Here is a 21,508-nt window from a genome sequence, read left to right as displayed (position 1 = left end):
CACGATACACCTCTGCCCATGCCTGACAACCGGGCCGGCTTACAACTGAGCCAGGTTGCGTCCGTCTTCATGCTGGGCCTTCAGGTACGGCAGCACTGCACCGAGCAACGGGGCCTTGAAGGCCTCCTGAAAACGGTGCGCCAGCCCCGGAATCAGGCGCAGCTGGCTGCCCTGAATGTGCGCGGCCACATGCACACCATGCATGACCGGCAGCAGCGGGTCAGCCGTGCCGTGAACCACCAGTACCGGCAGACGCAGACGGTTCAGCAGTTCCACGCGGCTGGGCTCGGCCAGAATCGCCATGATCTGGCGTTTCACACCTTCGGGATTGAACGCCCGGTCATAGGAAACAGCCGCCTGATGCAGCAATTGCTGGCGATCGTCCTTGACCTGCGGGCTGCCCAGCGCGGCAAGCAGATCGGCCTGTTGCTCGATCGCCACTTCCCGATTGGGCGCGCCGCGCCGCGCCAACAGTTGCATAAGCGCGGTACTGGGCATAGGCAAACCCTGCGCACCGGAACTGGTCATGATCAGCGTCAGGCTTTCGACCCGCGACGGCGCCAGATCGGCAAGATGCTGAGCGATCATGCCGCCCATGCTCGCGCCCAACACGTGAAACTGGCGAATCTGCAATGCATCCATCAAACCCAGCGCATCGTCGGCCATATCAGTCAACGAATAGGGTGCCGAGACAGGCAGGCCAAGTTTGTAACGCAGCACTTCGAACGTCAGATTGGCATCCGCTGGCTGTTGCACCCACGAAGACAGACCCACATCGCGATTGTCGTAACGAATCACCCGATAGCCCTGCTGACACAACGCGACCACGACCTCATCCGGCCAGTGAATCAACTGCCCACCCAGCCCCATCACCAACAGCAAGGCAGGGTCGGACTCGCTACCAATACTCTGGTAGGCAATCCGCACATCCTTGAGGTTGGCCATCTGTACAGGAACATCGGTATCACAACGATCGGCCGCAAAAGACGGCAAGCCGTACAGAAGCGCGACCAGAAAAATTAAAACCCGCATGAAAAACACCAAAAAACAGAACCCCAGTAGGCCGCGAGTCTGATGATGTTTTTCCAAGCGCGCTGCCACACTTGCGTGACAGTTTGATGAATGGCGCTGAGCGGTCGTTAATCGGGTATTACATTACGCAGCGACCTGATCCGCCACCATCAGGTTTTCCCCAAAACGGGCGCGCGCTTCGAGCAACGATTCCTGATGCCAGTTCGAATGCGTATCGCACTCGCCCAGAGACAGAACCTTGTAAACGGGCAGACGATCAAACACCGGGGCCAGCAGCTCCGGTTCGGTCACGCTGTCCAGATGCAACCCTGCAACCGGCAGCAAGGCCGCGACACCCAGGTTGGGCCGCAGGTCACCGTGATAGAGGCCGATGAGCTTCTTCAACGGCGAATACTGAAGAATGTGATAGGCACGTTCGAAGGCGTTGCTCCATGCCAGCGGCAGGTCGAGCGCGAGGATCGGTTCGTCGATCTGAATCCACTCGACACCGCGCGCAGCCAGACGCCCGAAGATCTCGCCATACACCGGCAGCAGATGCTCCAGCAGGTCGAGGCGATCTACCTCGTCACCCTGAACGTCACTTAGCCAGAGCAGTGTCAGAGGACCGATCAATGCAGGTTTGCGGCCTTGTTCGCCTGCTTCAGCGACGCTCGCCAGCAAAGACGCCCAATCGGGCTGAAAACGCTGGTCGCGTTTCAGGTGTGGCACCTGCTGCGGGTAACGCGCCATCAACCAGGTGCGCAATTCGGCGCCCGTGGTCGTAACACCCTGATCCTGTTTCCAGAAAGCCTGCAGAGCGTGCTGCAGTTCACGGTCTGCGCCAATGTGAAAATAGTCCGGGTGTTGAGTCAGGGCCACGATGCGTCCTCCATAAAAGATGGGGCTATTGTCGACAGCTGACACAACATGAGACAAACTCATTTTTTTCGTGTTGATCACAAATACTGCTCATGGAGCACTGACCGTGCTTGAAATACGCCACCTCAAAACCCTGCATGCCCTGCGCGAGGCCGACAGCCTTGTGGAGGCAGCCGAGCGCCTGCATTTGACGCAGTCGGCGCTGTCCCATCAGTTCAAGGAGCTGGAAGAGCGCATGGGCATGCCGCTGTTTGTACGCAAGACCAAACCGGTGCGCTTTACCAGCGCCGGTTTGCGCCTGCTGCAACTGGCCGACTCCATCCTGCCGCAACTGCGCAGTGCCGAGCGCGACATCGCCCGACTGGCCGGTGGTACGGCGGGACGCCTGCACATGGCAATCGAGTGCCACAGCTGTTTTCAGTGGCTGATGCCGACCATCGACCAGTTCCGCGATGCCTGGCCCGAGGTCGAACTGGACCTGTCTTCCGGTTTCTCGTTCGCGCCCTTGCCTGCCCTGGCGCGTGGCGATCTGGACCTGGTGGTGACCTCGGACCCGCTGGAATTGCCCGGCATTACCTACGTGCCGCTGTTTACCTATGAAGCGATGCTGGCGGTGGCCAATCAACATGCGCTGGCAACCAGGCCCTACATCGTCCCGGAAGACTTGCTGAGTGAAACACTGATCACTTACCCGGTGGAACGCGACCGGCTGGACATCTTCACGCGCTTTCTGGAGCCTGCCGACATCGAACCGGCACAGGTACGAACATCAGAGTTGACGGTGATGATGATGCAACTGGTGGCCAGCGGACGCGGAGTCTGCGGCATGCCGCACTGGGCGCTGCATGAATACAGCTCACGCGGCTATGTGAAGGCCAAGCGGTTGGGCGAGAAAGGACTGTTTGCGACGCTCTATGCCGGTATCCGCGCCGACATGCTCGACGCACCGTACATGCGCGATTTCCTGCTGACCGCCAAGGACACCTCGTTTTCGACGCTCGACGGGGTAAGTGTGGTTCGCTGACAGTGCCGTCCTGCACCACGATGCAGGACGACTGCGCCGTTCAGCTACGTGCTGCCTGCCGCTTCAGATACAGCGGCAGGATCAGATCGCGGGTCAACGGGGCCAGTTGCAAACCCGCATGACTGTCCGCGTCAACCCACAGCACTTCCTCGATCTCCGCGGCAGGCACTGCCTCAGCGTCAGTCCTGACCTCATACAACTGACAGTTGACCTCGAAACCGGGCTCGTTGGCGGCAGGTGCCGTGAACTCACCAAGAAACACCGCCTGCGCCGGATCGACGCTCAGCCCGAGCTCTTCTTCGAGCTCTCTGGCCAAGGCTTGCGCTGCCGGTTCACCGGGCTCGATCTTGCCGCCCGGCTGCATGAAGGCCTGGGTACCGCGCTTGCGCACCAGCAGGGTCCGGCCATCTGCGCCGATCAGCAGCGCCGCCGCGATGCGGATGATCTTCATGGGAAGATCTCCGTTTTCAGCAGCCGCGCCTGATCAGCCCGTTCCAGCGCCAGAACGATCAGGCGATGGATCAGTTCGGCATACGACAGACCGCTGGCCTGCCAGAGCTTGGGGTACATGCTGATCGAGGTGAAGCCCGGCAGCGTGTTGACCTCGTTGATGATGATGTCGCGCCCTTCGGTGACGAAGAAATCGACCCGCGAGAGCCCTGCGCAGCCCAGCACCTTGTACGCCTGCAACGCGACGTCACGCACCTGATCACTCAGGTCGGCGGGCAGCTCGGCGGGAATGGCGATGCGTGCCTGATCGCCATTCAGGTACTTGGTGTCGTAGGCATAGAATTCATCGTTGGCAATCACTTCGCCACAGACACTGACCTGCGCATCGAAGTTACCCAATACCGCGCACTCCACTTCCCGGCCAACGATGCCCTGCTCGATCAGCAGCTTGTGATCGAACTCGAAACCCAGCGCCAGTGCTGCCGCGAAACCGGCCTCGTCAAACACCTTGCTCACGCCCACCGATGAACCCTGGTTGGCCGGCTTGACGAACATCGGCAGCCCCAACTGGTCGGCAGCCTCCGTGAAAGAAAGGCTCTCTCCACGCGACAGGACCCTGAACGGCGCGACGGCAATGCCCGCATCGCGCAGCAGACGCTTGGTCACGTCCTTGTCCATACAGGCCGCAGAGGACAGCACATCGGCGCCGACAAAAGGCACGGCCAGCATGCGCAGCACACCCTGCAACGCCCCGTCTTCACCAAAAGCGCCGTGGATCAGCGGGAATACCACATCGATGACTGCCAGTGGCTGGCCTGACTCGACGTCGACAAACTGCCCGCCGATACTGCCCGGCAGCAAGGACAATGGCTTGCCTGATGCGCTCAGTTTGATCCGTGCAGGATCAGTGGCATTAAGCAGGTAATCGGCTTCGTCGAAATGCAGCCAGCGGCCCAGCTTGTCGACGCCGATCAGGGTCAGTGCATAGCGTTCACGATCAATCGCATTGATCACGTTGCGTGCCGACTGCAACGAAACCTCATGCTCGCTGGATTGCCCACCGAAAACGATGGCGACTGACTTTTTCAAAGCGGTTACTCCTGTTTTTCAGGCCGCGAAGATAAAAGCAATGTCGGCTGTTAGTCCAGTAGATGATTGGCCGTTGGCCTGAAATTCAGACAAAAAAATCCCGGTCGTGGGCAATCCATGCGAAATGCCCACGACCGGGAGGTCAAACCACTCATTGAGCGGCTGCGGTTTCTTTCTTGCCAGCAGAGCCAAAGGTGGCGAAACGCTTGTTGAAACCCGCGATCCGGCCTTCGGTGGTGGCCTTGCGCTGCTGCCCGGTGTACATCGGGTGCGAGGCACTGGAAACGTCGAGCGCAACATAAGGATAGGTAGTGCCGTCGGTGTGCTGTTGCGTGCGGTCCGTGTCTACGGTCGAGCCGATAAGAAAGTAGGCGTCGGCAGCGGTGTCGTGGAACAGCACGGTGCGGTATTGAGGATGGATATCGGGTTTCATCGTGATCTCTCCGGTGAGTTGACTGAAATAGTTATACAGTAACATAACGGAAGATGAGAATGACTGCTGTTGATTGCCATCATTGGTGAGGTTGATCGAACACGCACACGGTGCCGCTGTCGGCGTAACGCCGCCGGGCCGCTTGAGCCAGAGACATTCTGTAATAGCGCGCCTTTGCAATTGCCCTCGATTAGCGGCACCCTGCCGCGCCGCCGAACGTCACTGGTCGCCGGCCAGGAACCTGAGCCTCTGTGGCCTATCTTTACTCATTCGCACTTTCAAGAGTCCACCGTTATGAATAACGGACGCGATCATCGAATCGACTTCTTTCGCGGCCTGGCGCTGATCTTCATATTCTGGGATCACGTGCCGGACAATCCTCTGGCGCAACTGACTGTACGCAACTTCGGCTTCAGCGACGCGGCGGAAATCTTCGTTTTCCTCGCCGGTTACGCCTCGATCCTGGCCTACGGGCGGATCGCTCGACGTGACGGCATGCTGGTGGCTGGCGTGCGGATCCTGCGCCGGACCTGGGTGCTGTATGTGGTGCATATCTTTCTGCTGACCCTGCTGATGGGCATCGTCTTCGTCGCCAACAATCACGTCGAGACGCGCGACATGGTCCAGCAGATGGGCCTTGAATACTTTGTCGGCAACCCGCAACAGGCATTGGCCGATGAACTGCTGCTGCGCTTCAAACCCAACCTGACCGACCCGTTGCCGCTGTATATCGTGCTGTTGCTGACTTTGCCGCTGACCTTGCCACTGATGCTGCGCAAACTCGAAGTGGCCGTCGGCCTGTCGATTGCCCTGTACCTGATGGTGCCATTACTGGGCTGGAACCTGCGCGCCTACGAAGGCGGCGGTGTCTGGTACTTCAACCCGGTGGCCTGGCAGCTGCTGTTCGTGCTCGGCGGTGCGTGCGCGTTGCGCAGCGAAACAGCCACGACAGCTGAGCGCCCTCCGTTGCGCCAGCAACCCTTGTTCATGCTGGCCGCCATCTACGTGCTGATCGCAGGCATCCTGACCTTCAGCGAAAAATGGCCCGGGCTGCACGCCGCGCTGGTCTCCAGCCTGCACCTTGAAAGCCTTTACCCGATCAGCAAGACCGATCTTGCGCCCGTCCGGTTACTGCACTTCCTTGCCCTGGTCTACGTCGTCGCCCGACTGCTGCCAACCTCAAGCACCTGGCTGGAAAACTGGCCTGCGCGCCAGACCTGTCGCATGGGCCGCTATTCACTGGAAGTCTTTTGCCTGGGCGTCCTGCTCGCCCCGTTGGCTGACATGGCCAATGCACTGGCAGGCGATACATGGCCCATGCAAGTGACGACCGCAATTGTCGGCCTGGGGTTGATGATGTTGATGGCCAATGGGCTGGAGTTGAATAAACGCCTGGGGACATCGCCACACCTGTTGCCAACTTGAGAACAGCGTCACGTTTGCATGCCCTCTCGGAGATTTCCTACTGGTTTGTCAGGCCAAGTTTTTCAGGAACTGGCCGCTATCCGGTATGAGACCAAAGAGAGGGCAATGCTTTGAACATAAATGGAATTCCAAATCCGGCAAACATCCCGCAACAGTCCGCGTTGGTAACCGGTGTTAAGAACGTTGATCCGACAGAAGACATCAGTCTTCAAGAGGCCATTGCATCTGACGAAAAAGCGACAGAAAAAAAAGTATTCTATGACGATCAGAAAGAGCCGTGGTTATTGGAGTCGATCAACGAACACATCACAAACAGGCTTGACTACGTAGCTCACAAAAAGAGACTCGACGTGCTGGAGCTTGCGCTGGTAAATGTCACCTATGATAGCTTTCGAAAAGAACTGCAAGAAACCCACCCCGACATTGCACGTAAAAACTTTGGCTTCACACTGACCGAAAGTGCATCCATCAAGATAATTGACTACGATAACAGCCTGACTGCAAACGACACATCAGTTCTTACCCACGCCATCAACGAGTTCAGAGAACTCAAGGAGCAAATACAACATCATGCAAAGACCATCATGACCCTGGTGGACCACGACCATGAAACATTTGGCGGCCGATACAAGCTGGATATCAGTAATTTTCAAGACGTGATCGACTATGGCAAGATCATGAACACCAGCGTACAAAAAATGCAGGACGAATGGATAAATCAAGTTCAAAGTAATGCTGAAAAACGGGACTTCTCGTATATTTCGTTGGCGGTATGAAACATCAGTCTGGCGAGACAAATGATTCGCCAGGCTGAGTTAGACGTTAACCGCGAGGAGCAACAGCTCGTACAACGGTTTGTGTGCAAATATGCCCCATAAAGACGATACGAGGGGTCGCTGTCATTGGCCCCAACGAAAAAATATGCACGATATAACCAGCAATTTTGTAGTAACTCCGTCATGTATTAAAACATCTTTTTTTGTGCACAAAGTCTTGGGCCTCCAAGCCTCCGCAGCAGCGTCCGAACTCGATACACTGAGAGGCATAGCCGTTGGAGTCGCTTATTGCAATCATGCCCATAGGTATTCTCAAAAATTATGCAGAGGCAGGTTGCTACTGACAACATCGACGCAATAGATATTGAATCAATTAGTCAACCCTTCGCGCTGAAAATACAGAAACCTCCTACAAAAAACTATCCCATCTGCATTCTAGGAAAAGTCCTACGCAACAAACAGGAAAAGTTTTTCAGCGCAATGCCGTTAGAGAGTTGTCACCAACAGCGAAGGGCGTTTCAAAATGAACATCAACTCCCCTACCAACACTATTTATAAGCAGCCATTTCCCCGCCAAATAACCTCACTAGAGGCACGCCCAGAAAAAGATGCTCAAACGGTCGAAAAACAACGCAACCCTAATGAAGAATTCTACCGCTATGAGGACTCTCCGTGGCTAACAAAAAACTCAAGAGGTGAAATCGCATCATTCTACAAGAGGCTTCCCAAAGAAGATATTGATGACCTTAGAGACAAATACCTGAAGGAGCTAATTAAAACATCGAACGCAGAAATGTGCCGCATGTTCGACAATTACCACGAATTCAAACAACAGCTTCCTTATTTAAATTTGGAGCTGTCAAATAAGCATTTTGGTTTCACACTGGGTTTCAACGAGGCCATTCAGGTTACAGATCCCGACGGTGTACTCACCCCCGCAGAATTCACCTACCTGACCGAGAAGTTGAACGAGCGCCAGTCACTGAAAGACGACCTACGAAAGAATGCTAAAAGCGTCATGGAACTCGTAGACCAATATACGGAAAAGCTTGACAACCGCCACACGCTTAACCTGGAGAATTACAGCAAGATTATTGACTACGGACAGGTATTCAGCCGCAACCACATCGGCAATTTCATCAACACGATTCTTTATCAAGTGGAGCGTAATGCGCCGAAGCGTGAGGATGAGCACAGGTCCATAATTGACATTCACGCTTGATTTATACACGATTAGGACTCTACAGAGCCCTAATCTTTCAGCAACAGGAAAAGGCATTTTTTGTCAGGCGCGGCAGCCTTGCTTGCAGAAATGGAAAATATTCTGCCTGGATATTTCCAGGCAGAATATTTAAGCTTAGATCAATTCCTGGACCAATTAGTTAACCACCGCTTGCAAATATGACCGAAATTATATTTGTGCGGCTTGTCAGCCAATTGTTCCGGCAGCACATTTTTAGCCCAGTAGGATTTTGATTGATAGCGTGTACTCCAAGTTTCTCTTCCGTTTTCGCTGTAATGAGTAAAGTTATCAGCAAGCTTTCCGCCTTCACATCGGCCGAACGTTATCAACTGCATGATCTTCCCAGAACTGTCCGAGGTATACGTCACACCAGCGTCGCTTTCTACACCTAGAAAAAAGTCTAGCACCCCGCCCTCTAATGGAAAAGCTTTGCTGTCTGTAAAGGTAGCTTCCAGCATGGCATTTGTAAGTGCTTGAGTCGCCAAAAAAGGAGGATCGGTAAAACCATACGGAATCAATCTGAAGCCTTTCTCATGGTGCAAGTCATACTGCATATGAGGAAAAGAGCCAAATACTACTTTATAGTCAGCCGTATCAAACTTGGCACCGTCAGTTGCAACGATACGTATATTGACTTGCGAACCAGGGTTGAGCGCTTTGATTCTCTCTGCCGATGAGTGACGCTTGGACTGCCATTGCCCGCCGTCCACCTGATACTCAAGCCGCCATTTCTGGTTATAGTCTCTGTCCGGCGTCGTAATCAAAACATTCTGGCCGCGTACTGCAGTGAATCCATACTGATGGACCGCCGTTGTGCTTTCCAGAACATTACTGATCTGATGAATCTTGTCCGACAGCACCACAGGAATCGAATGATTTTGGTTTTGTGCAGTCTGCTCCGACGGCATGGGCGGTTCAGTGATAACTGGTGCCACCTCTACTTGCGCCATTGCATGGCAAGACATTGCCAATAATAGCCCGGACACAAACGTACGACCCGCCCTGCTCTTCTTGTATTTCATTTTATTGATCTCGATAGTAGTGATTGATTACCCAGGGCATCATTGCCACTGACAAAATCGGACGTAATCAACTGTTACCTCCAAGATCAAGCGCTTGAAACAATTATCGGAAAGGTCTTACAAATAACTGATCAGACTTTAAAAACTAAAAGCCAGTTTGAAAACTGCTTCACGAACGCCTGTCCATGACCGATCCCCTTTCAATCAGGCTTGGTGCCTGAAGAAGCAACCCGCGGGCTAGGCTCGTCTAAGCAGCCCCTCCGAGCGGCTCGAAAACCACCAGACAATTCCCTCCCACAATCCCATCCAGCGTCTAAGCTTGGGTCAGGTGCTTTGACAGGATGACCGGACAATCGACTATGGGCGCATTTCGGCATTCCGATAGCAAGCAAGAGACGCTATCCGCTGATCGTGAGGATGATCCTCGTACGCCCAAATATCCGCGTCGCAAGCGATACGGATGGCGGGTGTTCTGGGTCGTGGTGGTGTTGGCAGGGGTTGCATTGGGCGTGGCGGTGGCGGTGGAGAGCAGGACCTCCAGGCTTCAGGCGCGGGAATTCAGCCGCTTTGCCGCGAGCCTGGGTTATTCAATGCAGTCCGGACCTAGTCATGACGTGGTGTATCCCGGTGACGGGCCGTTCGACCGGCGCCTGGGCTATTCATCCATGGATGAATTCCTCTCGCGCCTGCTCAAGCGCGATTATGTGATTACGCGTCAGACCCGGTTTTCGCCGGAACTGTTGCGTTACGTCCGGCATGGTTTTTTCGTGCCTTACGAGGAAAAAACCCAGGCCGGGCTGTCGATCACCGATTGCCGAAACGAGCCGCTGTACGAGTTCAGATACCCACAGCAGTTTTACCCGACCTTCGCCGCCATTCCGCCGATGCTGGTGAACAGTCTGCTGTTTATCGAAAACCGTGATCTGCTTGATCCGCAGCAGCCCATGGCCAACCCTGCGGTGGACTGGCCACGTTTTGTCAAAGCCGCCTGGTCGCAACTGGCGAAGATGTTTGCCCTCCCCGGCCAGTCGGCTGGGGGCAGCACGCTGGCCACTCAGCTGGAAAAATACCGTCACTCCCCAGACGGACTGACGCTGTCGGGTTCGGAAAAGCTGCGGCAGATGATTTCCGCCAGCGTTCGCGCCTATCAGCCGGGGACCGAGACACTCGCCGTGCGCCAGCGAGTGGTGCGTGACTACCTGAACAGCGTGCCGCTGTCTGCGGTGCCGGGGCATGGCGAGGTGCATGGTCTGGCCGAAGGACTGAGGGTGTGGTTCGGCGCAGACTTCGGCAAAACCAACGAGATACTGGCTTCGAATCCGGGCAATAAACAGGCGCTGGCCGACAAGGCGCTGGCGCTGCGTGAAGTGCTCTCACTGGTAATCGCCCAACGTCGCCCGTCGCACTATCTGGCCAAGGGACGCCAGGAATTGGCAGAGCTGACCGACAGCCACATCCGCCTGCTGGCCCAGGCCAACGTCATCGACCGACCGCTGGCCGAGGCCGCGCTGGCAGCCCAGGTCACCTACCGCGACTGGGCGCAGCAACCGACCCTGCAGCCCATCGAAACCAATAAGGGCATCAGTGTCGCGCGCACTCGCCTGTCGAATCTGCTCAATCGCCCGCTTTACGACCTGGACCGTCTTGACCTGTCCGCCACCAGCACCCTGCATGGCGAATTGCAGCGCAGCGTGAGCCAGTACCTGCGTGACCTGGCCAACCCTGAGTTTGCCGCGAAGACCGGTTTGATGGGCGAGCGCCTGTTGACCCCGGCCAGCACAACGCAGGTGCGCTACAGCTTCACGCTGTTTGAACGCGGCGTGGATGGCTCGCGGGTCAGGGTCCAGACCGACAGCACCGATCAGCCGTTCGATATCAACGAAGGCAGCAAGCTGGAGCTGGGCTCGACGGCGAAGATGCGCGTGCTGACGACGTATCTGGAGATCATCGCCGAGTTGCATGGGCGCTATTCGGGCTTGAGCCCTGCGCAGTTGCGCAAAGTCCCGGTCGAGGAACCGGATCGGCTGACCCGTTGGGCGGTGGATTATCTGCAACTGAGCAAGGACCGTGACCTGGCGAAAATGCTTTCGGCCGCACTCGACCGCACCTATTCGGCCAGCCCCGCAGAAGCGTTCTTCACCGGTGGCGGCATGCACCGTTTCAATAATTTCCGGCGCGAAGACAACGAGCGGATTCCGACCCTGCGCGAGTCGCTGCGTGAGTCGATCAACCTGCCGTTCATTCGTCTGATGCGCGATGTGGTGCGCTACAGCACCTATCAGGCGCCCAACAACAGCGCCGAGCTGCTCAAGGATGATGACAACCCGCGCCGCCAGGAATACCTGGCGCAGTTTGCCGACCGCGAAGGCACGGTATTCCTGCTGCGCTTCTGGAAACGCTACAAGGAAAAGACCACGCAGGAGCGGCTCGACACCTTCCTCGACGGCATTCACCCGACGGCGATCCGCCTGGCTGCGGTACACCGTTACCTGTTGCCGGGCGCTGATCAGGGCACATTCAACGCGTTCATCCGCGCCCACCTGGACGAGCCCAGGGCGAGTTCGAGACTCACCGACAAACGTCTCGCCGATCTGTACCAGAGTTACGGTCCGGGCACTTATGACCTGCCCGATCAAGGCTACATCGCCCGCGTCCATCCGCTGGAACTGTGGCTGGTAGGCTACCTGCTCAAGCACCCGGAAGCACAGTTCAAGGACGCGGTGGCCGCCAGTCGTTACGAACGTCAGGAAGTCTATGGCTGGCTGTTCAAGAGTCGCCACAAAGGCGCTCGCGACAGCCGGGTGCGGACCATGATGGAGGTCGAAGCGTTTCTGGACATCGAGCAACGCTGGCAGCGCGTGGGTTATCCGTTCGACCATCTGGTGCCTTCGCTGGCGACGGCTATCGGCAGCTCGGGAGACCGTCCGGCGGCGCTTGCCGAGCTGATCGGCATCATCCAGAACGACGGTATCCGCCTGCCTGCGGTGCGCATCGACAGTCTGCACTTTGCCGCCGACACGCCTTATGACACTCAACTGAGCATCAACCCGGAGCTGGGCAAGCGTGTGTTGCCATCGGAAGTCGCCGCGGCAATGCGCGAGGCCTTGTCGCAAGTGGTGGACGGCGGCACGGCCAAACGCGTGCAAGGCACGTTCAAGATGCAGGACGGCAGCGTGCTGGCGATGGGCGGCAAGACCGGCACCGGCGACAACAGGATCGAAAGCGTCGGTGCGGGCGGGCGAATTCTCAGCTCAAGAGCGATCAACCGCACGGCGACTTTCGTGTTTTATATCGGCGACAACCACTTTGGCGCGCTCACGGCGTTCGTGCCGGGGCGCGCTGCCGAGGGCTTTCGCTTCACCTCGGCGTTGCCGGTGCAGGTGCTCAAAGGCATGGCACCGATTTTGACGCCTTACCTGGAAAACCACGGACAGGCGATGTGCAATGCCCCGCTCGCCGATGCGCCCAAGGGTGTCTGAGCGGCAATGACCGCTCGTCTGCCAGCTCTGTGATTACAATAAGATATATCTTAAGGTATATCTAACTTGTAACCAGAGAGCAAAAACATGCGTGAAGATAAACATCCACCCCACCATCGTCCGCCGCATCTTCGTGAAGCAGGTGAAGATCGCGACGGTTTTGAAAAACGCCCCGGCCGCGAACGCGGTGGACGTGGCCCACGGGTTTTCGCCCCTGGCGATCTGAAATTGCTGCTGTTGGCGTTGATCGCCGAACAGCCCGCCCACGGCTATGACCTGATCCGCAAGATCGAAGGTTTGTTCGAGGGAGCGTACTGCCCCAGCCCCGGCGTTATCTACCCCACCCTGACGTTTCTTGAAGAAAGCGAAATGGTGGTCGGCGATGCCCAGGCCGGCAAAAAACTCTACACCGTCACCGATGCGGGTCGCCAATCCCTGGAAGATCAGGCCGTGGCGCTGGAAGGTGTGCGCATGCGCATCGATGTCAGCAAGCGCTCACTGCGCGGCCATGATCGTCCGCCGGAAATCCATGAAGCGGTGCACAACCTGCGCCACGCGCTGCAGATGCACCATGGCCGCTGGAGCCCGGAAGAGATTCTGCGGGTCAGCGAACTGCTCAACAGCACGGCCAGGGCGGTCGTCGATGGGCCCCAACCTGCCTCGGAGGAGTCGGCATGAATTCACAGCAGTCAATCCATCGTGTCATGCATGAAATCAAGCGACGCAAGCTGCAGGTGGTGCGGGTCACGGAGCTGACACCCCTGATGCGCCGCATTACCTTGCAGGGGCCGGAGCTGGCGGGTTTCATCAGCCTGGGCACGGATGACCACGTCAAACTGTTCTTCCCGCAGACGGCAGAACAACAGGCCGCGCTGGAAAACCTCAACCCTGCCGGCGACAAGGACACGCCGCGCCCGCCGATGCGCGATTACACGCCGCGTCGCTACGACGAAAAAACCGGGGAACTGGATATCGATTTCGTGCTGCATGGCGAAGGCCCGGCGACCACTTGGGCCGCTCAGGCAGCGCCCGGGCAATTCCTGCACATCGCCGGGCCAAAGGGTTCGATGGTGGTGCCGGACATGTTCGACAGCTACCTGCTGATCGGCGACGAAACAGCCATTCCCGCCATCGCCCGACGCCTCGAAGCGCTGCCCGCCAACCGCGCTGCGCTGGTGGTGGTCGAGGTGGCCAACCCGCAGGAACAGCAGGTGTTCGACAGCGCCGCACAGGTCGACGTGATCTGGATTGTACGCGGCGAACAGAATCTGCTGGACGTCACGCGGCGCCTGGAGATGCCCGAGGGCAAGCTGTACGCCTGGGTCGCGACCGAATCCGCGCTGTCACGCAAGCTACGTCGTGTACTGCTCGACGAGTTCGGCCTGGAAGAGGAATTCGTCAAGGCTGCCGGTTACTGGAAGCTGGACAGCACTGAAGAATGAGCAGGACCGGGCGACTCACAGCGTGCGACGAGACGCCCGTTTATCGACGCCCAGCAACAACAATGCGATGAGCACGAAACCGAGCAGTACACCCAGCGCGTTGATGAATGCCTTCGGAAAACCGATCGTACCGACATCGATGAACGGGTACAGGTAATCACCGAACATGTGGCCCCGTAGCAGGACATAGGCGAAGTAGACGATCGGATAGATCGCCCAGAGCGCTACATGGCCCAGACGCAGCGCGCCCTTGGGCACGTACAGCCACCAGTAAATCACGAACGCCAGCGGCATTATGTCGTGCAGCAGTTCGTCGGCCACCCACTGCCAGCCTTCCGGGTGCCACAAGTGGCGCAACAGGATGTTGTAGGCGATGCCCACCAGCGCGATGCTTACCGCAATGCCGCCGCATACCACCGGATGCCGGAAGAACCGGTGGCCTGCCGACTGCTGTGTCGTCAGGGCGCAACTCAGCGCGACCGCTACAAGCATGTTGGTCAGTACGGTGAAGAAACTTGAAAAGCGTACCAGCCCACCCAGCAGACTGGCGTGATCGGCATAACGGCCAATCAGGATCAGGTAAAGCTGAATCACCAGTCCCGACCAGCCGAGGCAAGCGGCCACGAGGGCGTAATAGCGCTGTCCCTGCGCAGGTGGTGGATGTTCGCTGAGCATCAATCGGTATCCTTGAGTGCCGGCCTCCGTGCCAAGCTATTCTGGCGGGTCTGTTACCAGCCCTTGCTGCGATGCAACTTCACATACAGCGCTTCGACCTTCTCCCGCGCCCAGGGTGTCTTGCGCAGGAAGGTCAGACTGGACTTGATGCTCGGATCGCTTTTGAAGCAGCGAATATCGATGCGCTCGGCAAGGCCGGACCATTCGTAATGTTCGACCAGCGCGCTGAGGATCTGCTCCAGCGTGACGCCGTGCAACGGGTCAGAGTGAGGTGTTGTCATGATGAGCCTTGAAACGGATGAAGAAGAGACGAACCTGAACGGATCTCCGGAGTACGCAGGTGCGTTCCGAAAGTCTGCCATTGTAAGCGCCACGCCTTGATAAAACACAGTCGGCCTGCAGCACTATTGCCGGCCTCGCAATGATCCATGTCAGGTTTTTCGCTTTTAGAAAAATTGTTAGCGCCCTATCATTGCCGGGTTAAGGATTGAAGATTCCCCCTTCTGCAGATGTTCCTTCGGACAAAAGCCTATGCACGAATTCGGGCGGCAAGGGTCTACGACTCGATGACCGCGCGACCGAACGTGCAACCGCGCTCTGCCTGACGGTTTAATTCCACCGTCGGCGATTCGTCTCAACAAGCAGCTTCAAGGAATGGCGCCAAGGCAGGCGATGCTTAAAACAAGATGTCAATTACTTACTTCTCGCGGAGATTCGCATTATGAGCACTGACAGTGCTTCAAATAGAAATCGCCTGTTACCGACCCTGCTCGGGCTGGTGATCCTGTTGATGGGGCTGGCGTTGCTGGTCGGTGGCGCCCGACTGCTGCAACTGGATGGCTCGTTGTATTACCTGCTGGCCGGTATCGGTTTCGCCGTAACTGGCGTGTTGTTGATCACCGGTCGTGCGGCTGCGCTGGGCCTTTATGCACTGCTGCTGTTCGCGAGCACAGTCTGGTCGTTGTGGGAAGTCGGCCTCGACTGGTGGCAATTGGTGCCACGCCTGGCGCTGTGGTTCGCCCTGGGTATCGTGTTGCTGCTGCCATGGTTCCGCGAGCCGCTACTGCGCAACGGTCCGGCACGCATGGGCACCGGTGCACTGAGCATCGCTGTGGTGCTGGCCGGCCTGACCGCACTGGCAAGCCAGTTCACCAATCCGGGTCGTATCGAAGGCCAACTGGATCGCGAGACGGCTGGCACGACCAACACCGCCCCGGCGATGCCTGACGGCGACTGGCAGTCCTACGGCCGCACCGCGTTCGGTGACCGCTACTCGCCACTGGCGCAGATCACGCCGGAAAACGTCAACAAGCTGGAGCCGGCCTGGACCTATCGCACCGGTGACATTCCGGGGCCGAATGACCCGGGTGAAACCACTGCCGAGAACACCCCGCTCAAGGTCAACGGCATGCTCTACGTGTGCACGCCGCACAGTCAGGTGATCGCCCTTGACCCGGATTCGGGCAAGGAAATCTGGCGCTTCGATCCGAAGCTCAGCACTCAGAACGCTGCCAACTTCAAGGGTTGGGCGCACATGACCTGCCGTGGCGTCACCTATCATGACGACGCTGCCTATGCCGCCAGTGCCCCGGCGCAAAGCCCGACGGTCCCGGCTGCCGACGGCACGGCCACTGCCAGTGCTGCCTGCCCGCGCAGAATCTTCCTGCCGACTGCCGACACCCGTCTGATCGCGCTGAACGCCGACACCGGCAAGATGTGCGAAGACTTCGGCAACAAGGGTTCGGTTGACCTGACCGCCAACATGGGCACCTTCGCTCCGGGCGGCTACTACTCCACGTCGCCACCGGCGGTCACCAAGGACCTGGTGATTATCGGTGGCCACGTCACTGACAACGTTTCCATGGACGAGCCGTCCGGCGTGATCCGCGCCTATGACGTCCACACTGGCCGTCTGGTGTGGAACTGGGACAGCGGCAATCCGGAAGAAACTGCGCCGATTGCCGAAGGCAAGATCTACACGCGCAACTCGCCGAACATGTGGTCCATGTTCAGCGTCGATGAAAAGCTCGGCATGATCTACCTGCCGATGGGTAACCAGACGCCTGACCAGTGGGGCGGCGACCGTACGCCAGAGTCCGAGAAGTACAGCGCGGGCCTGGTTGCACTGGACATCGCAACCGGCCGCGTGCGCTGGGACTACCAGTTCACTCACCACGACCTGTGGGACATGGACGTCGGTGGTCAGCCGACCCTGCTGGACATGAAAACCGCTGACGGCATCAAACCCGCCGTACTGGCGTCGACCAAGCAGGGCAGCATCTACGTGCTGGATCGCAGCACCGGCAAGGAAATCGTGCCGATCAAGGAAGTACCGGTCCCGCAAGGCGCTGTTGCGGGCGATCACACCTCGCCGACCCAGCCCAAGTCCGACCTGAACTTCATGCCGCCGCCGCTCAAGGAGCGCGACATGTGGGGCGTGACACCGTTTGACCAGATGATGTGCCGGATCGACTTCAAGTCGCTGCGCTACGATGGTCCGTTCACCCCGCCTTCGCTGCAGGGTTCGATCGTTTATCCGGGCAACTTCGGTGTGTTCGACTGGGGTGGTATTTCCGTCGACCCGGTGCGTCAGATCGCCTTCGTCAATCCTAACTACATGGCTTTCCGTTCGAAGCTGGTGCCTTCTGCCGAAGTTGAAGGCGGCCCGGGCCGCAAGAGCGAAACCGAAGGCGTACAGCCGAACAAGGGCGCGCCTTATGGTGTGATCCTGGAAGCACTGCTGTCGCCGATGGGCCTGCCTTGCCAGGCACCAGCATGGGGTTACGTGGCGGCGGTCGACCTGACCACCCAAAAAACCATCTGGATGCACAAGAACGGCACCGTGCGCGACAGCTCGCCGATCCCGCTTCCGCTGACCATGGGCGTTCCAAGCCTGGGTGGTACGTTCACCACCGCCAGCGGCCTGGCGTTCATGAGCGCTACGCTTGACCAGTACCTGCGTGCTTATGACGTGCGTAACGGCAAGCAATTGTGGGAAGCCCGCCTGCCAGCAGGTGCGCAAACCACCCCGATGACCTACACCGGCAAGGACGGTCAGCAATACGTGCTGGTCGTTGCAGGCGGTCACGGCTCACTGGGCACCAAACAGGGTGACTACGTGATGGCGTTCAAACTGCCTAAGTAATGCGTTGCTGAGGTCAATGAAAAGCGGCTACCGAGAGGTAGCCGCTTTTTTTTGTCGCCACTGAAACTTGATTTCAGTGGCGCCAGCTACCAGGCAGGGCTGCGGATCTGTGCGCTCTCCCAGACGACTATCGTTGCGCACGCTCCAGCGTGGGAATGCCGTTCCGGACGCTCTGCGTCCTCTCTTGAATATGCGGCGCAGCGCAGATATGTGACGCGGAGCGTCACGAAATGCATGTCAACGCGGAGCATTGGCACGATAGGGTTCACACGACTATCGTTCCGCACGCTCCAGCGTGGGAATGCCGTTCCGGACGCTCTGCGTCCTCTCTTGAATATGCGGCGCGGCGCAGATCTGTGACGCGGAGCGTCACGAAATGCATGCCAACGCAGAGCGTTGGCACGATAGTGTTCACACGATTATCGTTCCGCACGCTCCAGCGTGGGAATGCCGTTCGGGACGCTCTGCGTCCTCTCTTGAATATGCGGCGCGGCGTAGATCTGTGACGCGGAGCGTCACGAAATGCATGTCAACGCGGAGCATTGGCACGATAGGGTTCACACGACTATCGTTCCGCACGCTCCAGCGTGGGAATGCCGTTCCGGACGCTCTGCGTCCGCTCTTGAATGTGCGGCGCAGCGCAGATCTGTGACGCGGAGCGTCACGAAATGCATGCCAACGCGGAGCATTGGCACGATAGGGTTCACACGACTATCGTTGCGCACGCTCCAGCGTGGGAATGCCGTTCCGGACGCTCTGCGTCCTCTCTTGAGTGTGCGGCGCGGCGCAGATCTGTGACGCGGAGCGTCACGAAATGCATGTCAACGCGGAGCATTGGCACGATAGGGTTCACACGACTATCGTTGCGCACGTCCTGCGTCCGCTCCCCAGTGCGTATGGCTAGCGCGCTTTGGCGCTGCTTTTGTCACTGGCGCGCAGGATGTCGTTCCAGCGGCGGACCAGGTAGTTGTGCTCGTTCATGACCGAGTTCCACACGGCGATGTGGCCCATGCGTTCTTCGTAGGAGCCGCCGTCGCGGACTTCTCCGGCGTCGATCAGCGGCAAGCCGTCGCTGCCGAGCAGTTGTTCGCGGGCAGGCAGGCCGGCGTACCAGTAATCCCATTCGGCAGCGCTGAGGTGATCACGGCTGCGTGCCGGATTGCCAATGTAATAGCCCTGCCGCGCCATCACTGCGCCGGGCCAGCCCGACAGCCACCAGTTCAGGTACGCATAGGCGGCATCCAGCACCGGGCCCTTGGCGTGACGTGACAAGGAAAGCCCGCCAAACCAGCCGCGATAACCTTCCTTGGGCACCGCCACGCGGTACTTGACCCCCGCACGGTGCAGTCTGACCAGGGTCGGTGACCAGAGGCTCTGAATATCGATGTTCGGGCTGAGCATCAGTTCGGCGGCTTCTTCGTCACCTGACCAGAACGCACCAAAATGCCCTTGCTGCTGTTTGCGCACCAGCACATCAGCGAGCCGATCGATCTCTTCGATGCTCATGTTGCCGATGTCCTTGAAGCTCGCCAGCCCCGCCCCCTGCACAGCCAGGGCGGCATCCAGCGCGCCGATGGCCGCGTCACTCTGCAAGGCGATGCGCCCGCCCCATACAGGGTCGAGCAACCAGCCCCAGCTTTCGTCCGCAGAGCTCAAGCCCTCCGGCAAACGCTCGGGGCGATAGGCGAAGCTGTCGGCGTTATGGGTCAGCGGCAACATGCTGATGCGCTCGGTCACCGCGCTGCCCAGGCTGCCGTCGTGCTGCACGAACAAACGCTCGCTGGGCACACTGCCGCTACCCGGCTGATCGGTAGGCCGCAGCCGGCCCTGCTTGGGCAGGTCGTTGATTTCGTGCCACAGCGCGATGCGCCGCGTGTCGATGGGTTGAATCGCCCGCGCAGGCCAGACGAAATCGACGTTATGAAACCACTGATCGTAAAGGTCGTAGCTGTCTGGCTGCATGACCGCGATGCGTTGCGCGGTTTGCACGTCGTGAATCTGGTAGACCAGCTTGATCCCCAGCTCCTGCTCGGCCCGCTCACGCAAAGACTCCAGCAGGGTCACGGAGGTGCCCAGCACACGCAAGGTGATGGTCATGCTGAAGACTCGCCGAGCGGCGGCGCGAAGCTGCCGGAGAAGACTTCAAACGAACGACGCAGCAGATCGGGATCGAGACCGCGCAGGATGAACACCAGCCGTGAGGTGCGATCCTCGCCCGGCCAGGCGGCAAGGTGCACCGGCGCATGCAGGCAATGCTGCACACCATGAATCACGATGGGAGCCTGATTGTCGTTCACGTTGAGCAGCCCTTTGACGCGGAGGATTCGTTCACCGTGGCATCTTAACAGCATCGACAGCCACACCCCGAAGCCGACCCAGTCCAGAGGGCGCTCGAACGTCAGGCAACAGACTTGCGCATCACCATGCCGCGCGGAGGTCGACAGTACCCGGTGCAGTTGCCAGCGCGTCACTTCAGCGGCCGGTTCGTCGCTGCGCATGCCCTCGCCCAGCAACAACTGATCGCCGCTGTGGACATCCGCCGTATCCAGCAGCGGCGCAGAAAAATTCAGTGCTTGCAGATGCTCGCGCAGGCCATCCAGCACCGACTCGTCGACCAGATCGGTCTTGCTCAACAGCAGCCGGTCCGCCGCCGCGACCTGCGCCAGCCACTCCGGATGCAGACGCTCTTGCAGCGTCGCGTGGCAGGCGTCCACCAGCGTGACGATCAGGCCGATATGAAAACGCCCGCGCAGTTGCGGGTCGTTGCTCAGCGTGGTGAGAATCGGTGCCGGATCGGCCAGGCCGGTGGTCTCCAGAATCACCCGGCGAAACGCAGGAATTTCACCTCGATTACGCCGCTCCAGAAGACCGAGCAGCGCGTCTTTCAATTCACCGCGAACGGTGCAACAGACACAACCGCTGGGCAGCAGCACGGTGTCCGGTGCGACCTCTTCAACCAGCAGATGATCGATACCGACATCGCCGAATTCGTTGATCAGCAGTGCGGTGTCGCCCATGTTTTCATCGGCCAGCAGGCGTTTGAGCAATGTGGTCTTGCCGCTGCCGAGAAAGCCGGTAATCACATTCAGGGCAATGCTCATGATGACCTCTGCAGATGATCAAGCAGACCTGAATCAAGCGGATCCAGCGGTCGGCCGATCAGCAACTCGGCCTTCTGCCAGAGCTGCTCCAGACCGGTCGCCAGTTCCTGCTTGCCGGTGGCCCCGAGCAGAAGATAGGAAACGCCCTGAAAATCTTCGACCTTCAGACGAAACGGCGCGACCACCTTGTTGATGGCAGCAATACGCCGCAAGCGCTCACGCCGCCGGGGCAGTTCTGCCGCCAGCGGATCGCTCCAGTGCACGTCCTCTCCCAACAGCCCGCACAATCCACACATCAGGTGTTCTCCGGCTGT

19 protein-coding genes and 1 pseudogene are annotated in these 21,508 nt (G+C 58.5%); 8 read left to right on the top strand and 12 right to left on the bottom strand.

The genetic code is table 11. The features are described from left to right. Positions 1 to 39: 39 nt before the first annotated feature. Complete coding sequence (locus tag KBY02_RS03370; RefSeq protein WP_225649822.1) at positions 40 to 1,032, bottom strand: alpha/beta fold hydrolase; 993 nt, start codon at positions 1,030 to 1,032, stop codon at positions 40 to 42. 123 nt (positions 1,033 to 1,155) lie between these two features. Continuing rightward, positions 1,156 to 1,890 carry a 5-methyltetrahydropteroyltriglutamate--homocysteine methyltransferase gene (locus KBY02_RS03365; RefSeq protein ID WP_003405407.1) on the bottom strand — a complete coding sequence of 245 codons (735 nt, stop codon included), beginning with the start codon at positions 1,888 to 1,890 and terminating at the stop codon, positions 1,156 to 1,158. Positions 1,891 to 1,996: 106 nt separating this feature from the next. Between KBY02_RS03365 and metR the strand changes: the two genes are divergently transcribed. Beyond that, positions 1,997 to 2,914, top strand: coding sequence for a transcriptional regulator MetR (gene metR, locus KBY02_RS03360; RefSeq protein WP_003405405.1), 918 nt, complete (start codon positions 1,997 to 1,999; stop codon positions 2,912 to 2,914). Positions 2,915 to 2,954: 40 nt separating this feature from the next. Here the strand turns inward: metR and KBY02_RS03355 are convergent, their stop codons facing one another. From KBY02_RS03355 to KBY02_RS03345, 3 genes are all read right to left on the bottom strand, one after another. Then, positions 2,955 to 3,365, bottom strand: coding sequence for an NUDIX hydrolase (locus KBY02_RS03355; RefSeq protein WP_011268734.1), 411 nt, complete (start codon positions 3,363 to 3,365; stop codon positions 2,955 to 2,957). After that, positions 3,362 to 4,453: a D-alanine--D-alanine ligase gene (ddlA, locus tag KBY02_RS03350; protein WP_225649820.1), complete on the bottom strand. Its 1,092-nt coding sequence runs from the start codon at positions 4,451 to 4,453 to the stop codon at positions 3,362 to 3,364. The genes KBY02_RS03355 and ddlA overlap by 4 nt, the downstream gene beginning before the upstream one ends. 151 nt (positions 4,454 to 4,604) lie before the next feature. Beyond that, entirely contained in the window at positions 4,605 to 4,886 is a 282-nt protein-coding gene (locus tag KBY02_RS03345; protein ID WP_011268736.1) for a type B 50S ribosomal protein L31, read from the bottom strand. Positions 4,887 to 5,180: 294 nt separating this feature from the next. Between KBY02_RS03345 and KBY02_RS03340 the strand changes: the two genes are divergently transcribed. Further along, positions 5,181 to 6,311, top strand: a complete 1,131-nt coding sequence (locus KBY02_RS03340) for an OpgC domain-containing protein (protein ID WP_057457067.1) — start codon at positions 5,181 to 5,183, stop codon at positions 6,309 to 6,311. Positions 6,312 to 6,421: 110 nt separating this feature from the next. Further along, positions 6,422 to 7,087 carry a hypothetical protein gene (locus tag KBY02_RS03335; protein ID WP_011268738.1) on the top strand — a complete coding sequence of 222 codons (666 nt, stop codon included), beginning with the start codon at positions 6,422 to 6,424 and terminating at the stop codon, positions 7,085 to 7,087. Between the two features lie 46 nt (positions 7,088 to 7,133). Here the strand turns inward: KBY02_RS03335 and KBY02_RS03330 are convergent. Next, a pseudogene (locus KBY02_RS03330) lies at positions 7,134 to 7,382 on the bottom strand (hypothetical protein); the annotation flags it as partial. A gap of 228 nt (positions 7,383 to 7,610) precedes the next feature. Here KBY02_RS03330 and KBY02_RS03325 point away from each other — a divergent pair. Beyond that, positions 7,611 to 8,309: a hypothetical protein gene (locus KBY02_RS03325; RefSeq protein ID WP_003405391.1), complete on the top strand. Its 699-nt coding sequence runs from the start codon at positions 7,611 to 7,613 to the stop codon at positions 8,307 to 8,309. A gap of 140 nt (positions 8,310 to 8,449) precedes the next feature. On the opposite strand, the gene KBY02_RS03320 is transcribed toward KBY02_RS03325, so the two are convergent. After that, positions 8,450 to 9,352 carry a hypothetical protein gene (locus KBY02_RS03320; protein WP_032620500.1) on the bottom strand — a complete coding sequence of 301 codons (903 nt, stop codon included), beginning with the start codon at positions 9,350 to 9,352 and terminating at the stop codon, positions 8,450 to 8,452. 359 nt (positions 9,353 to 9,711) lie between these two features. Between KBY02_RS03320 and KBY02_RS03315 the strand changes: the two genes are divergently transcribed. From KBY02_RS03315 to KBY02_RS03305, 3 genes are all read left to right on the top strand, one after another. Next, complete coding sequence (locus KBY02_RS03315; protein WP_225649967.1) at positions 9,712 to 12,831, top strand: transglycosylase domain-containing protein; 3,120 nt, start codon at positions 9,712 to 9,714, stop codon at positions 12,829 to 12,831. A gap of 87 nt (positions 12,832 to 12,918) precedes the next feature. Next, positions 12,919 to 13,509 carry a PadR family transcriptional regulator gene (locus KBY02_RS03310; RefSeq protein WP_003412958.1) on the top strand — a complete coding sequence of 197 codons (591 nt, stop codon included), beginning with the start codon at positions 12,919 to 12,921 and terminating at the stop codon, positions 13,507 to 13,509. After that, entirely contained in the window at positions 13,506 to 14,273 is a 768-nt protein-coding gene (locus tag KBY02_RS03305; protein WP_024660520.1) for a siderophore-interacting protein, read from the top strand. The genes KBY02_RS03310 and KBY02_RS03305 overlap by 4 nt, the downstream gene beginning before the upstream one ends. 15 nt (positions 14,274 to 14,288) lie before the next feature. Here the strand turns inward: KBY02_RS03305 and KBY02_RS03300 are convergent, their stop codons facing one another. Further along, the gene (locus tag KBY02_RS03300; RefSeq protein ID WP_011268743.1) at positions 14,289 to 14,948 is read right to left on the bottom strand and encodes a Pr6Pr family membrane protein; all 660 of its coding nucleotides are present in this window, start codon (positions 14,946 to 14,948) and stop codon (positions 14,289 to 14,291) included. 53 nt (positions 14,949 to 15,001) lie between these two features. Beyond that, the gene (locus KBY02_RS03295; RefSeq protein ID WP_003405366.1) at positions 15,002 to 15,229 is read right to left on the bottom strand and encodes a VF530 family DNA-binding protein; all 228 of its coding nucleotides are present in this window, start codon (positions 15,227 to 15,229) and stop codon (positions 15,002 to 15,004) included. A gap of 440 nt (positions 15,230 to 15,669) precedes the next feature. On the opposite strand from KBY02_RS03295, the gene KBY02_RS03290 reads away from it, so the two are divergent. Further along, positions 15,670 to 18,093 carry a glucose/quinate/shikimate family membrane-bound PQQ-dependent dehydrogenase gene (locus KBY02_RS03290; RefSeq protein WP_225649817.1) on the top strand — a complete coding sequence of 808 codons (2,424 nt, stop codon included), beginning with the start codon at positions 15,670 to 15,672 and terminating at the stop codon, positions 18,091 to 18,093. 900 nt (positions 18,094 to 18,993) lie between these two features. On the opposite strand, the gene KBY02_RS03285 is transcribed toward KBY02_RS03290, so the two are convergent. The 3 genes from KBY02_RS03285 to KBY02_RS03275 are packed head-to-tail and all read right to left on the bottom strand — an operon-like array spanning position 18,994 to position 21,490. Next, on the bottom strand, positions 18,994 to 20,190 hold the full coding sequence (locus tag KBY02_RS03285; RefSeq protein WP_011268746.1) for an ABC transporter substrate-binding protein: 1,197 nt from the start codon (positions 20,188 to 20,190) through the stop codon (positions 18,994 to 18,996). Beyond that, positions 20,187 to 21,194, bottom strand: a complete 1,008-nt coding sequence (locus tag KBY02_RS03280; protein ID WP_011268747.1) for a CobW family GTP-binding protein — start codon at positions 21,192 to 21,194, stop codon at positions 20,187 to 20,189. The genes KBY02_RS03285 and KBY02_RS03280 overlap by 4 nt, the downstream gene beginning before the upstream one ends. Further along, the gene (locus KBY02_RS03275) at positions 21,191 to 21,490 is read right to left on the bottom strand and encodes a hypothetical protein (protein WP_003405362.1); all 300 of its coding nucleotides are present in this window, start codon (positions 21,488 to 21,490) and stop codon (positions 21,191 to 21,193) included. The genes KBY02_RS03280 and KBY02_RS03275 overlap by 4 nt, the downstream gene beginning before the upstream one ends. Positions 21,491 to 21,508 lie beyond the last annotated feature (18 nt).

It is taken from the genome of Pseudomonas sp. P129 (assembly GCF_020312195.1).
GTDB lineage: Bacteria > Pseudomonadota > Gammaproteobacteria > Pseudomonadales > Pseudomonadaceae > Aquipseudomonas > Aquipseudomonas fragariae.
Note: the sequence above shows the minus strand (reverse complement) of the source record. Positions and strands in the feature narration are given on the sequence as shown.